Source organism: Rhodococcoides fascians A25f (assembly GCF_000760935.2).
Classification (GTDB): domain Bacteria; phylum Actinomycetota; class Actinomycetes; order Mycobacteriales; family Mycobacteriaceae; genus Rhodococcoides.
The window spans coordinates 3,590,392-3,604,107 of record NZ_CP049744.1 but is presented as its reverse complement, the minus strand read 5'-3'; the positions used below and the strand labels follow the sequence as shown (position 1 = coordinate 3,604,107).

16 protein-coding genes are annotated in these 13,716 nt (G+C 65.4%); 10 read left to right on the top strand and 6 right to left on the bottom strand.

Translation table 11 applies throughout. The annotated features are described in order from the left end of the window. The first annotated feature begins 81 nt into the window (after positions 1-81). Positions 82-1,449, top strand: a complete 1,368-nt coding sequence (locus BH93_RS16975; protein ID WP_037176413.1) for a hypothetical protein — start codon at positions 82-84, stop codon at positions 1,447-1,449. A gap of 114 nt (positions 1,450-1,563) precedes the next feature. Beyond that, positions 1,564-2,007, top strand: coding sequence for a flavodoxin domain-containing protein (locus tag BH93_RS16970; protein ID WP_032376881.1), 444 nt, complete (start codon positions 1,564-1,566; stop codon positions 2,005-2,007). 11 nt (positions 2,008-2,018) lie between these two features. On the opposite strand, the gene BH93_RS16965 is transcribed toward BH93_RS16970, so the two are convergent. The 3 genes from BH93_RS16965 to BH93_RS16955 are packed head-to-tail and all read right to left on the bottom strand — an operon-like array spanning position 2,019 to position 4,614. Further along, positions 2,019-2,663, bottom strand: coding sequence for a Maf family protein (locus BH93_RS16965; RefSeq protein WP_242458996.1), 645 nt, complete (start codon positions 2,661-2,663; stop codon positions 2,019-2,021). 20 nt (positions 2,664-2,683) lie between these two features. Further along, on the bottom strand, positions 2,684-2,977 hold the full coding sequence (locus BH93_RS16960; protein ID WP_052065646.1) for an acyl-CoA carboxylase epsilon subunit: 294 nt from the start codon (positions 2,975-2,977) through the stop codon (positions 2,684-2,686). After that, on the bottom strand, positions 2,974-4,614 hold the full coding sequence (locus BH93_RS16955) for an acyl-CoA carboxylase subunit beta (protein ID WP_165712734.1): 1,641 nt from the start codon (positions 4,612-4,614) through the stop codon (positions 2,974-2,976). Before BH93_RS16955 ends, BH93_RS16960 begins: the two co-directional genes overlap by 4 nt. A 94-nt stretch (positions 4,615-4,708) precedes the next feature. On the opposite strand from BH93_RS16955, the gene BH93_RS16950 reads away from it, so the two are divergent. The 4 genes from BH93_RS16950 to BH93_RS16935 all read left to right on the top strand — a co-directional run bounded on the left by BH93_RS16950 (position 4,709) and on the right by BH93_RS16935 (position 8,259). Next, positions 4,709-5,536 (top strand): biotin--[acetyl-CoA-carboxylase] ligase, encoded by an 828-nt coding sequence (locus BH93_RS16950; RefSeq protein ID WP_037174484.1) that lies wholly within the window; start codon positions 4,709-4,711, stop codon positions 5,534-5,536. A gap of 77 nt (positions 5,537-5,613) precedes the next feature. Further along, the gene (locus tag BH93_RS16945) at positions 5,614-6,213 is read left to right on the top strand and encodes a PH domain-containing protein (protein ID WP_037174482.1); all 600 of its coding nucleotides are present in this window, start codon (positions 5,614-5,616) and stop codon (positions 6,211-6,213) included. Between the two features lie 39 nt (positions 6,214-6,252). Continuing rightward, positions 6,253-6,933 (top strand): response regulator transcription factor, encoded by a 681-nt coding sequence (locus tag BH93_RS16940; RefSeq protein ID WP_032378125.1) that lies wholly within the window; start codon positions 6,253-6,255, stop codon positions 6,931-6,933. 6 nt (positions 6,934-6,939) lie between these two features. Then, complete coding sequence (locus BH93_RS16935) at positions 6,940-8,259, top strand: sensor histidine kinase (protein WP_032376883.1); 1,320 nt, start codon at positions 6,940-6,942, stop codon at positions 8,257-8,259. Between the two features lie 6 nt (positions 8,260-8,265). Here the strand turns inward: BH93_RS16935 and BH93_RS16930 are convergent, their stop codons facing one another. Beyond that, positions 8,266-8,826, bottom strand: coding sequence for a GtrA family protein (locus tag BH93_RS16930; RefSeq protein ID WP_032376884.1), 561 nt, complete (start codon positions 8,824-8,826; stop codon positions 8,266-8,268). A gap of 197 nt (positions 8,827-9,023) precedes the next feature. Here BH93_RS16930 and BH93_RS16925 point away from each other — a divergent pair, with 197 nt between their 5' ends. From BH93_RS16925 to BH93_RS16915, 3 genes are read left to right on the top strand one after another with little or no spacing between them, the layout of a single operon-like run. Beyond that, complete coding sequence (locus BH93_RS16925) at positions 9,024-10,226, top strand: 5-(carboxyamino)imidazole ribonucleotide synthase (protein WP_371829166.1); 1,203 nt, start codon at positions 9,024-9,026, stop codon at positions 10,224-10,226. Beyond that, entirely contained in the window at positions 10,219-10,737 is a 519-nt protein-coding gene (gene purE / locus BH93_RS16920) for a 5-(carboxyamino)imidazole ribonucleotide mutase (protein WP_037174195.1), read from the top strand. Before BH93_RS16925 ends, purE begins: the two co-directional genes overlap by 8 nt. 8 nt (positions 10,738-10,745) lie before the next feature. After that, positions 10,746-11,123: a hypothetical protein gene (locus tag BH93_RS16915; RefSeq protein ID WP_242458995.1), complete on the top strand. Its 378-nt coding sequence runs from the start codon at positions 10,746-10,748 to the stop codon at positions 11,121-11,123. A 30-nt stretch (positions 11,124-11,153) separates the two neighbouring features. Here BH93_RS16915 and BH93_RS16910 read toward each other — a convergent pair whose 3' ends face one another. Together BH93_RS16910 and BH93_RS16905 are read right to left on the bottom strand one after the other, a co-directional pair. Further along, complete coding sequence (locus tag BH93_RS16910; protein WP_371832070.1) at positions 11,154-11,879, bottom strand: TIGR03089 family protein; 726 nt, start codon at positions 11,877-11,879, stop codon at positions 11,154-11,156. A 96-nt stretch (positions 11,880-11,975) separates the two neighbouring features. Continuing rightward, entirely contained in the window at positions 11,976-13,412 is a 1,437-nt protein-coding gene (locus BH93_RS16905; RefSeq protein ID WP_037174192.1) for an LCP family protein, read from the bottom strand. 99 nt (positions 13,413-13,511) lie between these two features. On the opposite strand from BH93_RS16905, the gene BH93_RS16900 reads away from it, so the two are divergent. After that, positions 13,512-13,709: a hypothetical protein gene (locus BH93_RS16900; protein WP_037174190.1), complete on the top strand. Its 198-nt coding sequence runs from the start codon at positions 13,512-13,514 to the stop codon at positions 13,707-13,709. Positions 13,710-13,716: the final 7 nt, after the last annotated feature.

Here is a 13,716-nt window from a genome sequence, read left to right as displayed (position 1 = left end):
GATTGGATACGGAAAACATATGGCGGGAAACACAATTGCGGCCCACCTGCGTGCGTACGCCCACAGCGATAGGCTTTCGTGGTGGAACGACTGACGTACGACGACGACCTCTTCCTCCGCATGGAATGCGTTCTCGGGGTACCCGTGGTCAATCAGATCGTCTGGCGATTCGACCGCCCGGTCTCGGTCGACGCACTCGAAGCGATGTGGCACCTGCTCGCCGCGGGCCCTATCGATCGATCCGTTCGGCGGGCACGAGTCCCCGGAGCACGTGACAGTTGGACAGCGGCCCGCAGACCCGCCGATCCCATCGTCGTCGCAGCACCGATCGACCGCGCGGGAGTCGACCGATGGATCGAGGACGAGGCCGCCGTGAGGTTGGACCCGATCGAGGGACCGGCGTGGCGGTTGTCCGCCACAGCGGTCGAAGGTGGCGGCACGATCGTGTCGTTGGTGGGCTCCCACGTCGTCGGCGACGGAGGTGCTCTGACCTCTGCCGCCGCGTCCGCGCTGGCCGGACGCACGGTTCCCGACGATTTCGAGCGAGTCGGACTCGACGATTCCGACTCCGTGTCGGCTCGCTCCGGTGCCGACTTCGTAGACGGTGTCGGACGGATCGGTGCGGCGCTCTCGGGTGCGGCACGAGCTCTCGGCGGTGCCGCGGTCGAGGCGGTGCGAGCACGGACGACGGGCTCCGGCTCGGTATCGACCGACTCCGTCTCCACGGACCGCCCGCGCGTCATGGTGGCACCTGCGGAGGGCGCGTGGGTGCCGAGCACCGTCGTCGTCGACTGCATGTCCGCGGACTGGTCTGCTGCCGCAGCGAGCAAGGGTGGCAGCTCCAACAGTCTGCTGGTTGCTGTCGTACTAGGCATCTTGACCCGCAGTGGACGAATCACCACTGAGCAGCGGGTTCGCGTCGCTCTCCCGGTCAGTACCAGGAGGGCGGGAGACAGGCGAGCCAACGCCACATCCGGCGTCTCGATCCACGTCGACGCGGGAGGGACGTACCGCGACGATCTCGGGCCGATTCGCGCATCGAGCAAACTGGCATTCCGGGCCCAGGCCGACCGAACTGTCACGACGACCTTCGAGCTGCTCAAGCCCCTGATGCAACTGCTGCCCGACGCGGTCGTGGCCAAACTTGCCGCATCGGGATCGGCACCGCTGTGTCTGTGCTCGAATCTCGGCAGCAGAGGCGTCGCGCTGCGCACCATCGGGGGTGTCGACGCCACCGCGGTGGCGATGAGGTCGATCACACAGAACACGGATGTGACGCTGCTCCGGCGCACCGGAGGCGGCGTCAGCGCATGGTGGAACGAATCGGGCGACCGCGCGACTCTGTGCGTGACCGGGCTCGATCCGGACAGTTTCCCCAGCAAGGAACACCTGCGTGGGCTCGTCGAGGCGGAATACGGCAGTTGGGGTCTGACGCCCGAATTCTGGTGACCTCGAGACACTTCACAAATGTGGGGGCACACGGATTTTCGACCGGATCCCCGATGCCGCTATGCTTGCCGACTGTTCGAGTGTTCGAGCAGGTGTGAGAAAGGGGAGCGATCCATGGCAGTGGTCGTGTTGTTCGGGTCCGAGACCGGTACGGCCGAAGAGGTCGCCGACAAGATTGCGGACGTTCTGAGCGATCATGACGCCGAGGTACGCGACATGCTCGAGTACGAGGTGTCGGACATCGACACGGACGACGTCCACGTGATCATCTGCTCCACCTACGGCGACGGCGAGCTCCCCACCGGTGCAGAGCCCTTCTTCGATGCACTCGTCGAAGATGCCCCCGACCTCGCGGGGCTTCAGTTCGCAGTGTTCGGACTGGGTGACCGGGTCTACGAGGACACGTTCAATCGCGGCGGCGAGATCATTGCCGAGAAGCTCACCGAACTCGGTGGAAAGCAGATCGGCAGCCACGCTCGGCACGACAGCTCGTCCAACATCAAGCCCAAGACCATGGCCGAGGAGTGGGCTCGCGAACTGATCGACCTGCTGCCCTGATACCGACACGGCTAGGACGAGGCTCGACCCCAGAGCTCGGCCAAGGACGTGCCCACCCGGTTCAACAGGGTTCGCACCAGCGGTAGGCCTATGCCGATCACGGAGGACGGGTCGCCCTCGATGCGGTCCACGAACCAACCGCCGAGACCGTCCAGCGTGAAGGCCCCGGCAACCAGAAGCGGCTCACCGGAGGCGAGGTAGGCCTCGAGGTCCACCGACGACGGCGTCGCGAAATGCACGACTGTCGAACTGTGCGCCGCAGCCTGGGCCACGACGACGCCGGCCGTCACTCGAAGCACTGCATGGCCGGTCAGCAGCTCGCCGCTGTTTCCCGCCATCGACTGCCATCGTTCCCGCGCCACCTCCACCGAATGCGGCTTACCGTGTAGCTCGCCGCCGATCGACAGCATCGAATCGCAGCCCACGATCACCAGATCGTCTGTCGAGTCCGTGAGTGTCTCGGCTACGGCTGCCGCCTTGGCTCTGGCCAACTCGGTCACCACTGTCTCCGGAGACGCAGAGGGCCCGAGGGCCTCGGCGAGCGCATCCTCGTCCACACCCGATACCTGGACGATCGGTTCGACGCCGGCTCCGCGCAGCACCGACAAACGGGCCGGTGAGGCGGACGCCAGAACCAACCGGACCGGGCCCGGCACGTTCTCCTCGGGCGGCACCGTCACCGTTGGTGACGGCCCGACGCGGCGTACGAGTACGCCGACTGTGCCGCGAAGCGGCGATGCAACAGCTCCGGCGAACCCCACAGCTCCGCAGGCACGGAGCTGCCCACCGATGCAGGTCCACCCTGAGCAGCTTTCAGAACTGCCACCAGCGCGGCGAGTTCCTCGTCGCTCGGATTGCCCTTCACCACGCGAACTTCCGGAGACGTGGCGGAGGCATCCTCCTCCACTACGACCTCGCCGCTCGCCGCGTCATGATTCGCTTCGCTCGCTGCGTCATGATTCGCGTTCATAGTGGGATGTTTCCGTGCTTCTTCGGTGGGAGGGTGACTTGTTTGCGTTCGAGCAGACGCAGCGCGGTCACGATCTGGCCGCGGGTGTGACTCGGGGGGATGACGGCATCGAGGTACCCGCGTTCGGCAGCGACGTACGGGTTGACCAGAGTGTCCTCGTATTCCTGCTGCAACGTCAGCCGCAACGCATCGACGTCCTCACCGTTCTTCGCCGCCTCCAACAACTGCTTGCGATACACGAACCCGACCGCACCCGAGGCCCCCATCACCGCGATCTGCGCCGTCGGCCACGCCAAATTGACGTCGGCACCCATGTGCTTGGACCCCATCACGTCGTACGCCCCGCCGTACGCCTTGCGGGTGATGACGGTGATCTTCCCGACCGTCGCCTCCCCGTAGGCATACAACAATTTCGCGCCCCGCCGAATGATGCCGTTGTACTCCTGACCCGTCCCGGGCAGGAACCCCGGCACATCGACCAACGTGATGATCGGAACGTTGAAACAATCACAGGTGCGCACGAACCGCGCCGCCTTCTCCGAGGCATCGATATCGAGCGTTCCCGCGAACTGCGTCGGCTGATTGGCCACGATCCCCACACTGCGGCCGTCGATGCGCCCGAACCCGACGATGATGTTGCGGGCCCGCCCCTCCTGCACTTCGAGGAACTCGTCGTCGTCGAGGATCCGGGTGATCACCTCGTGCATGTCGTAGGGGGTGTTCGGTGAATCCGGGATCAGAGTGTCGAGCTCGAGATCCTCGGCTGTCAGCGAGTCCTCGATCGCCCCGGTGATCGGATCCGACGGGACCGTCCGCGGGGCGTCGGCGCGATTGTTGGACGGGAGGTACGACAGCAGATCACGCACGTAATCCAATGCGTCGTGCTCACCGGAGGCGACGTAGTGCGCGACCCCGGATTTCTCCATGTGTGTCTTCGCGCCACCGAGCTCTTCCATCGTCACGTTCTCACCGGTGACGGTTTTGATGACATCGGGGCCGGTGACGAACATCTGACTGGTGCCGTCGACCATGACCACGAAATCGGTCAACGCCGGGGAGTAGACGTGCCCACCGGCGGCGGGGCCCATGATCAGCGAGATCTGCGGGATCACCCCCGACGCGCGGACGTTGCGGTGAAAGATCTCCCCGTACAACCCGAGGGAGACGACACCTTCCTGGATGCGGGCACCGGCACCTTCGTTGATCCCCACCAACGGCCGTCCGGTCTTGACCGCCAGGTCCATGACCTTGACGATCTTCTCGCCGTAGATTTCCCCCAACGAGCCACCGAAGACGGTCGCGTCCTGGGAGAACACGCACACATCACGGCCGTCGACGGTGCCGTAGCCGGTGACGACACCGTCACCGAGGGGCCGGTTGTCACCCAACCCGAAATTCTGGGACCGGTGCCGCGCCAACGCGTCGAGCTCGACGAACGAGCCCTCGTCGAGCAATGCCGTGATCCGCTCGCGTGCGGTCAACTTGCCCTTCGCGTGGACCCGCTCCACCGCCGCCTCACCCGAGGGATGCTCCGCACCCGCGAGACGTTTACGAAGATCGGCCAATTTACCCGCAGTGGTATGGATATCGGGTGTTTCGGCCGACCCGGGTGCAGTGGAATCCTGGACGCTGGTCATGGGGCAACACTTTAACTGCGAGTGTGATCTGCGACCCGACCGAGGGTGGTTCGCGGAGGGCGTACGTCGTTGCCGAGCCCATATGCTGGTGCTCATGTGGTCAAACCTCGATCGCCCACCGCTCGACGTCCGCGCACTTCGGCGGGCATTGGTGGACGGACCGCAGGCGTCGTGGTCCCGTCTGGACGTGGTTGCCGAAACCGGTTCGACCAATGCCGATCTGGTGGCAGGGGCAGTGAACTATGCCGACCGGACCGCGCTGATCGCCGAGCATCAGGACAACGGTCGCGGTCGGCACTCGAGATCGTTTTCCGGCGCGCCCCGGTCGCAGATCCTCTTGTCGATGCTGCTGAAGTTCCCTGGGATCGATCCAGCGGTACTCGGATGGCTGCCGTTGATGACGGGAATCGCTCTGGTCGACGCGTTACGGACCGTCGGCGAAGTCGATGCGCGACTGAAGTGGCCCAACGACGTCCTCATCCGGGGCAAGAAGGTCTCGGGCATCCTTGCTGAGGTTGCTGCGCACGGACCGTCCCCGACGGTGGTCATCGGGCTGGGGGTCAACGTGTCGATGACCGCGGACGAGTTGCCGGTGCCGACGGCCACGTCGCTCGCTCTCGAGAAGGCAGCGGTTCTCGATCGCGACACGTTGGTGCGCTCGATTCTGCGGGGGGTGGCCGCAGAGGTGGACTCGTGGCGTGACTCGAACTGGAGTACCGACGCGCTCGCGCACCGGTACCGGGATCGGTGCGGAACGATCGGGCAACGCGTTCGCGTCGACCTTCCCGGCGGCGAGGAGAAGTTCGGCACTGCCGTCGACGTCGACGAGCACGGCAGAATGGTGATCGAGATGGAGCACCCCGATTCCGGTCGGCTGGCGGTCGCGGCCGGTGACGTCACTCATCTCCGGCCCGTCTCGTGAGACCATCTCACGCAGGAGCGGAGCATGCGGAGCGCCCGCTTTTTCATGGGTGCCGTAGCGAGTAGTCAGGAGTGCACGTGGGGTATCCACAAGACGCGTTGGCCGACGAGGAGGAGCTACTGCTCCATCATCACCCGCATTGGAAGATGCTGATACTTCCGTCGGTCACGTTCGTGCTCGTCACCGGCGTCGCCGGTGTAGCCCTCGGCGTCGCGAGTGCGCGACTGCAGTCGACCGCCTCACACGTCGCCATGATCGCTGCGGCGGTGGTGTGGGCTGCGATCGTGGGGTGGCGTTGTCTGGTTCCGCTGATCAGTTGGAAGTGCACGCACTTCATCGTCACCGACCGGCGTGTGTTGATTCGCCAGGGCGTGCTGACCCACTCCGGCATCGATATTCCGATGAGTCGAATCAGCAACGTGCAGTTTCGCCACGGCCTGCTCGATCGGATGCTGGGCACCGGAACACTGATCATCGCCTCGGCGTCGGACGATCCACTCGAGTTCGACGACATTCCGCACGTCCAGCGTGTCCATTCCCTGCTCTACCAGCAGGTATTCGACTCGATGGAATACCGCCGCGAGTCCGTGCACGGCCGAGAGGCTGCATTCGAGCCGATGGCCGACGATTCGCCCGTCGAGTCCAAGCCCGGATGGCGCGCTGGAAAACGCAGGTAACACAGGCTGTTCTCACTTTCGAACCGTAGGGTGACCGATGTGACCGACGTGCTGCTTGCCGAAGACGACGAAGCTATCGCTGCGCCCCTGTCCCGCGCTCTCGGGCGTGAGGGGTACACGGTGACCGTCGAACAGACCGGCCCTGCCACCCTCCAACGCGCCTTGGATGGAAAATTCGATCTGCTGATCCTCGACCTGGGGCTGCCGGGTATGGACGGACTCGAGGTGTGCCGGCAGGTGCGGGCCAACCGATCCGAGCTGGCCGTCCTCATGCTGACTGCGCGAACCGACGAGGTCGATTTTGTTGTCGGCCTCGATGCCGGCGCAGACGACTACGTCGGCAAGCCCTTCCGGCTCGCCGAGCTCATGGCCCGTGTCCGCGCCCTGCTCCGCCGCCGCGGGGCGGGGGAGGACTCGCCGATCGAGGTCGGAGCCATTCGTCTCGAACCAGCGGCCCGTCGCGTCCTCGTCGGTGGCACCGAGATCTCGTTGGCGAACAAGGAGTACGAGCTGCTGAAGGTCTTGCTCGATCACGCGGGCCAAGTGGTCTCCCGTGATGTGATTCTGCGCGAGGTCTGGGGCGATGCCGAGCTGCGCGGATCGAAGACTCTCGACATGCACATGTCCTGGCTGCGTCGCAAGATCGGCGACGAGGGACCCGTTGCCGAGCGTCGGATCGCGACGGTGCGCGGCGTCGGATTCCGCATCAACAGCGACTAGTCGTCGATGCGGCGTCGAATTCTGGTCTCGATTCTCGCTGTCGTCGTCATGACGGCACTGTTGCTCGGTTTGCCTCTGATGTACACGGCGTGGCTGTGGGTCGAGGACTTCACCCGCAACGACCTGCAAGCCCGTCTCGACCGGATGGCGGCGGAGATCATTTCGCAGGAGGGGTCGGCGGGGCTGATCGAAGGCCAACTCGACATCGGTTCGCTTCGATTGGCGATTCCCCAGGGGGGACGGTTGGTGGTCATCTACCCGACCCCCGAGGATGCCGCGTCGCGGGCGGACATCGGCCAGGCGTTCGTGGATCGGCCCCTCGTCGAGTCGTTGTCGATGGGTACCTCGGGTTCACTGCGACTCGAAGTGCCGTCCGATGACATGCGGTCCCTCCAACGCCAGGCGCTCGGAGCGGTGACTCTTGTGGTACTCGCATCCGCGATGGCAGGCACGGTCGTCGCTGTTCTGACGGCCAAGCGCTTGGCCGATCCGCTGCAGGACGTGGCCCGGCGCGCTGCCCGACTTGCCGAGGGCGACTTTCGGCCGGACCCACGACGGCACGGGATCGCCGAGCTCGACCGGGTCTCGGAAGTACTCGACTCGGCCACCGTCGAGATCGCCGGCCGTCTGCAGCGTGAACACACGCTGGTCGCCGATGTCTCTCACCAGCTCCGCAGCCGCCTGACGGCGGTCCGGCTACGGCTGGACGAAATTTCCACGCACCCGGATCCGGCGGTGGTGGACGAGGCAAACGAAGCGATGGACCAGGTCGACCGGTTGACGCTCGCCATCGACGAGCTCGTCCGGTCCTCCCGCAGCGACGGTGCGGCAGGCGCTCACGAAGTGTCGGTCATCGAGGAACTGACCGGCACCGTCGTCGAATGGCAGCGCAATTTCGAGGACGCAGGCCGCAGCCTGGAGCTCAAGGGCGACATGGACCTCAAGGCGTCGGTGACGGGATCGCGACTGCGCGAGGCGGTGTCGGTATTGGTCGACAATTCCCTGGTGCACGGTGACGGTACCTGCACAGTCGCCGTCAGGGCGGTCTCGGCGGTCGAGAGCACCGATCGACGGCGGGAACGACTGGTCTGCGTGGAGGTATCCGACGAGGGGCCGGGGGTGAGCAACGAACTTGCGCCACACATCTTCGATCGCGGATTCTCCGGTGCCGGATCCACCGGTGTCGGGCTGGCGCTGGCTCGGGCTCTGATCGAAGCGGACGGCGGCAGGCTGGAATTGCAACGTCGCCGACCTGCATTGTTCTCGGTGTTCATACCTGCGTGGCGTGAACCTTCGCCTGCGGTGTCGCGGCGTGAGCCGCGTTGAGAACGGTCAGGGCTTGTCGAGTGCGTCTGCAGCGTCGGTAGGGTCCTCGTTGCGCTCGGCATCGATCTCGAGAATCGTGCGCGCATTGTCCTCGGGAAATGCGAAACGCCTGAGCGCCCAGAACCGGAACGCCATCTGGAGAAGATTGCCGATGATGTAGTTCAGGACGAAGTCGATGATGACGACCATCGTCAGCGACTCGCTGGTGTCCCGGATGTCGAAGATGTTGTTCGCGATCCACAGGGGACCGGCAGCAATGAGCACTCCGATTCCACTGATGCCGAAGAAGAGCAGGGCCTCGTGGTGTCTCTCGCGTCCGCCGCGGTGTTTGAAGGCCCATTCGCGATTGAGAAAGTAGCTCAGCAGGGTGGCGAGCACGCCCGAGATGATCTTGGCGATCACCGGCTTCTGCTCGAGCACCGTCAAGCTCAGCGAATAGAAGATCACGAGGTCGAAGACCATCGTCGTGCCACCCACGATGGCGAACTTGATCAGCTCGCTGTGCCGAATCGCAAGATCCCTGATGGGCTTGGGTAAGCGTCGAAGCACGCTGTCGATCGTCGGCACAACGGTGAAGTCTACGAAACGAACAACCGATCCGACGAACCGACGCTCTGATCATCAGGGTTTCCACAGGTGCTCGCTGGGCCGGCAGTGACGTGTGCGGCTGCCGGTTCGGACCGAAGGCGCAGGACATGACACCATGGTGAGCCGTGACAGGTACCGAACCGCGCCCCACAGCTGCGCGCCCGTCGTCGACCGGAATGCCCGTGGTCACGATGATCGGCGGCGGTCAGCTCGCCCGAATGACCCACCAATCCGCCATCGAGCTCGGGCAGACGCTCCGGGTTCTGGCCGCGGGCTCGGACGAGCCGGCAGCCCAGGTGAGCCCCGACGTCGTCTTCGGTCACCACGACGACCTGGAGGCGCTGCGCACTGCCGCCACCGGTTCCAACGCGCTCACGTTCGACCACGAGCACGTGCCGACCGAGCATCTCGAGACTCTGGTCGCCGAAGGTGTCAACGTGCAACCGCCACCGAGCGCGTTGATCTTCGCGCAGGACAAACTGCGGATGCGGCGCAAGCTGGCAGAACTGGGCGCGCCCGGCCCCGCCTACGCGGAGGTCGCGTGGGCGCAGGACGCCATCGCATTCGGAGACGAGCACGGGTGGCCGGTGGTACTCAAGGCCGTGCGCGGCGGATACGACGGGCGCGGTGTCTGGATGCCCGCGGATGCCGAGGAAGCAGAGGCGATCGTCACGGCTCAACTCGACCTGGGTGTACCGCTCATGGTGGAGGAGAAGGTCGCCATGCGCCGCGAGTTGTCGGCCATGGTCGCACGATCGCCGTTCGGTCAGGGTGCGGCGTGGCCCGTCGTGCAGACCGTGCAGCGCAACGGCCAGTGCGCCGTCGTGCTGGCACCTGCTCCCGATCTCGATGAGGACGTGGCCACTTTCGCGGGCCGGCTCGCACTCGACATCGCAGGCGCGCTCGGTGTCGTAGGGGATCTTGCGGTCGAGCTGTTCGAGACCACCTCGGGCAAGCTGCTGGTGAACGAGCTGGCGATGAGGCCACACAACTCCGGACACTGGACCATGGACGGGTGCCGCACCTCGCAGTTCGAGCAGCATCTGCGTGCGGTGTTGGACTATCCACTCGGAGACACCGACCCGCTTGCTCCACTCACCGTGATGGCCAACATTCTCGGCGCGCCGGAGGCACCGGAGATGACGATGGACGAGCGGCTGCATCATCTGTTCGCCCGCATGCCCGATGCGAAGGTGCACCTGTACGGAAAAGGTGAGCGCAAGGACCGCAAGATCGGCCACGTGAACATCCTGGGTTCGTCGTCCGGTTCCCTCGCCGATCCTGCCTACGTGGCCTCGGTGCGCGAGCGAGCCGAACGTGCAGCGCACTGGATGTCGCACGCCGAATGGACCGACGGATGGGACCCGCACAATGACTGACAACACTACTGATCCCGGCCCCGCAGTGGGCCTGATCATGGGCAGCGATTCCGACTGGCCGACGATGGAAGCTGCTGCAGAAGCGTTGGCGGAGTTCGGCATTCGGTTCGAGGTGGGTGTCGTCTCGGCCCATCGAACCCCGCAGCGGATGCTGGACTATGCCCGCGAGGCCGCAGGTCGAGGCATCAAGGTGATCATCGCCGGTGCCGGTGGAGCGGCGCACCTGCCCGGCATGGTGGCATCGGCGACGCCATTGCCGGTCATCGGTGTGCCGGTACCGCTGAAGTATCTCGACGGTATGGATTCGCTGCTCTCGATAGTTCAGATGCCCGCGGGCGTTCCCGTGGCCACGGTGTCCATCGGCGGTGCCCGCAATGCGGGGCTGCTTGCGGTCCGGATTCTGGGTGCGTCCGATCCCGCGCTTCGAGAACGAATGGCTGCGTTCCAGGCGTCACTCGAGGCCATGGTGTTGGAAAAGGACAAAGCTCTGCGCACCACGTTGTTGGGGTGAGGACGGCTGTGTCTCGGCAGGAGCAGATTCGGCGAGCCGGCCGGGGTCGGTGGCAGTCCATACTGGTGACGCGGCTGGCGTTGGTCTACGCGCGTGTGTGGCGCGGAACCGCGCACTTCGACGACGAGTTCTCGATCTTCGTGTGCACCGGTCTACGAGGCGGATTCGGCCGCGGCGGAACGACGTTCGGTGGTGCCTACCTGACGAAGGGAAACACCGCCCGACGGGTGCTGCGACACGAAGCCGTGCACGCGGATCAGTGGGCGCATTTCGGGTTGACGTTCCCGTTTCGATACCTCGCCGAGGAGATACGGCATCGTGGGCCTGCGAACGAATACGAAATCCAGGCGGGGCTCGCAGACGGCGGCTATCGACAGCCTGGATGAGTGCTGCGCTCGCGCGGTGGGCCCCGAGGTTCAGGTCAGGGTGGCGGTGACCTTCTCGGTCTCGGTACGTCGCTCGGACTTAGCCTCGTCCGCATTGGTCACCTGAACCAGCGAGGCTCCTGCGACGAGCACCGACAGCAAGCCCTCGATGATCTCGTCGGGGGTGTTCCACGATGCCGTCGACAGCACGCGATCGGCGGCTGTCCACGAACGAGTCTCGGCGCCGGCACGGGCGGCAGCGAGCACCTCGTCCACCGAACGACCGTCCAGAGCCGGTGTTCCGGTTGCGCCTCCCGAGGTCCGGAACTGATCGCCGTGCACCCGCACCGAGGTTGCGTAATCGGTCATTCCGATCGGCAGGTCGGGGACAGCCTTACCGAACGCGTCGAGTGAGAAGGCCAACACCTCGTCGACATCCGGTGCCTCGGCAAGGCGATCTGCCGACACCATGGCCACGTCGGCAGAGTCGTCGGCACCCAGAACCACCTCGCCGCCCGCCCACCAAGCACCCAGCAGTACCGCGGCCGTCTGCCAGTGTGCGGGCAACAGCACGCTGACCTTGCCGCCGGCCTCGAATGCGAACTCGTCGCGTAACAGGTTGGCGGTCTTCGCGGCCCAATTCGCGAGTGTCACTGCCGACACCTCCACCCGCTCGCCGGTCGCATCGTCGTAGAACGTGATGCGCGGACCGGCCGGGTCAGCGGCAAGAATCGGGTCGAGCAGGGTCTGAGTCAGATTCGAGGCCACACCACGCACCCTAGATGACGACTCGGCACGCCTGTTCACACGCTGCGTTCCACGCGCCGTGAGCAGCACCGTCGAAGTCGACGCACAGGTCGGTCGACGCCTGTGTCAGTTGACGCACATCGGGCCGGTGGAGCCCGCGTCGATCGGAGCCGCGGGCTCCTCGGGAATCGCTGTACCCGACTCGGGTGCAATGGTTTCGGCTGTTGCCGCCTGCCCGGAACCGGGGCCCGCGTAGTCGTCGGCGAGCACCACCCGAACGGTGTCCGACGTCAGCGTGTCGTCCGCGGTGATCTGCAGTCCGCCGAGCGCGGCCGAGACGGCGCGCGCGGCGTCACTGTCGACGTCGGCAGCTTGGATGCGGCTCGACGAGATGGACGAGCCCTCGTAGTTTCCGATGGTCCCGCCGACGTACCCCAACGCCGTCAGGGAACCGGCGACGCCGTTGGCGAGTCCTTCGATTCCGCTGTCGTTCGCGACGTTCACGGTCACCGTCGACGGATCGACCGCCGGGGCCTCGGAATTCTCGGCATTGGCCTCCGCCGAATTGCCATCGCCGAGCAAACTCGCGACGTACTTCTTCACCGCGGCGGGATCGACCTGGACGATCGATTCGCCGTAGTCGGTCGTGGCGTTGATGTCGACGGCGGGGATGGTCTCGAACTTGACCTTGCCTCCGGCGAGATCTTGGAGTCGTGTAGCGAATTGCAGTATGTCCCAGTCGGAATCGAGCGTCACCGACCGCTGCACCGCGGTGCTGAGCTGACCCAGTTTGCTGGGATTGCTCAGTGTCTTGGCGCTCAACACACTCCGAACGAGCGAGGCCATGAACACCTGCTGACGCACGATACGGTCCAGGTCTCCGCGGGGGAGATCGTGCCGCTGTCGAACGAAGCTCAGAGCCTGCGAACCAGCCAGCTTCTGCTCGCCGGCGGGGAAGTTCGCACCCGAGAGTGGTTCTTGCACAGGGTTGTTGAGGCACACTTCGACGCCGCCGACGGCATCGGTCAACAGCACGAAGCCGAGCAAACCCACCTCGGCGTAGTGGTCTACGGTGATCCCGGTCAAGTTGGCGACCGAATCGATCAGAGCCTCGCGCCCGGCCTCGGTGGCCTGGGACTCCGCATCGGCGTCTGCGACACCTTGCTCCACCAATTCCAGTCGTTTGTTCTCTTTGGTCGCGCCGTACGCGGCATTGATCTTCGACATCCCGATGCCCGGTACCTCCACGTAAGAATCGCGTGGGATGGAAATGGCGGTGGCCGACGAGCCGTCGTTCGGGACGCGGATCAACACGATCGTGTCGGTGTTCGACGCCACCTCTTCACCGGCGTTGAGCGATGCGAGTTCCTCGGGCGACAATGCGTTGCCGTGGGCGTCGGTGCGGCTGTCCGTACCGACCATCAGGATGTCCACGGCACCGTCTGCGGCGCCGCCGAGACCCAGACCACCTGCGGTGGCGATGTTCGATCGCAGACTGTCGACACTGCGCCACGCGAAACCGGTCACGACAAGAACGAGGATCGACAGGACTGCGACAGCCACGTGAGTCGGGGGCCAACGGCGACCGCTACCCGCGGTAGGGGCGCCGCGCTCGGTTTCCGGTCGCCCGACGGGACCGCGGGGATCACGCTGCCTCGTCCGGTGCGATCTCCCGGTCGATTCGCCGCGGCTGCGTTCACGGGACCGGCGCTGATCGCGCTGTTCTTCGTCGGGGTGTCGACGTGCGGTACGCGCATCGAGATCGTCGGGGCGGTACGCACCGCGTGCATCGGAACCGTCGGGTCGCCGGGGAGTGCGCCGCCGCGGCGGGGGAGTGCGCTCACCTCCGGGCGTGCCTGAATCTCGT

What these genes read in the sequence shown, in the direction of transcription:
- BH93_RS16970 (WP_032376881.1), top strand. Translation starts at nt 1,564, where the DNA reads ATGGCAGTGGTCGTGTTGTTCGGGTCCGAGACCGGTACGGCCGAAGAG.
- BH93_RS16960 (WP_052065646.1), bottom strand. Translation starts at nt 2,977, where the DNA reads ATGAACGCGAATCATGACGCAGCGAGCGAAGCGAATCATGACGCGGCG.
- BH93_RS16955 (WP_165712734.1), bottom strand. Translation starts at nt 4,614, where the DNA reads ATGACCAGCGTCCAGGATTCCACTGCACCCGGGTCGGCCGAAACACCC.
- BH93_RS16950 (WP_037174484.1), top strand. Translation starts at nt 4,709, where the DNA reads ATGTGGTCAAACCTCGATCGCCCACCGCTCGACGTCCGCGCACTTCGG.
- BH93_RS16935 (WP_032376883.1), top strand. Translation starts at nt 6,940, where the DNA reads ATGCGGCGTCGAATTCTGGTCTCGATTCTCGCTGTCGTCGTCATGACG.
- BH93_RS16925 (WP_371829166.1), top strand. Translation starts at nt 9,024, where the DNA reads ATGCCCGTGGTCACGATGATCGGCGGCGGTCAGCTCGCCCGAATGACC.
- purE (WP_037174195.1), top strand. Translation starts at nt 10,219, where the DNA reads ATGACTGACAACACTACTGATCCCGGCCCCGCAGTGGGCCTGATCATG.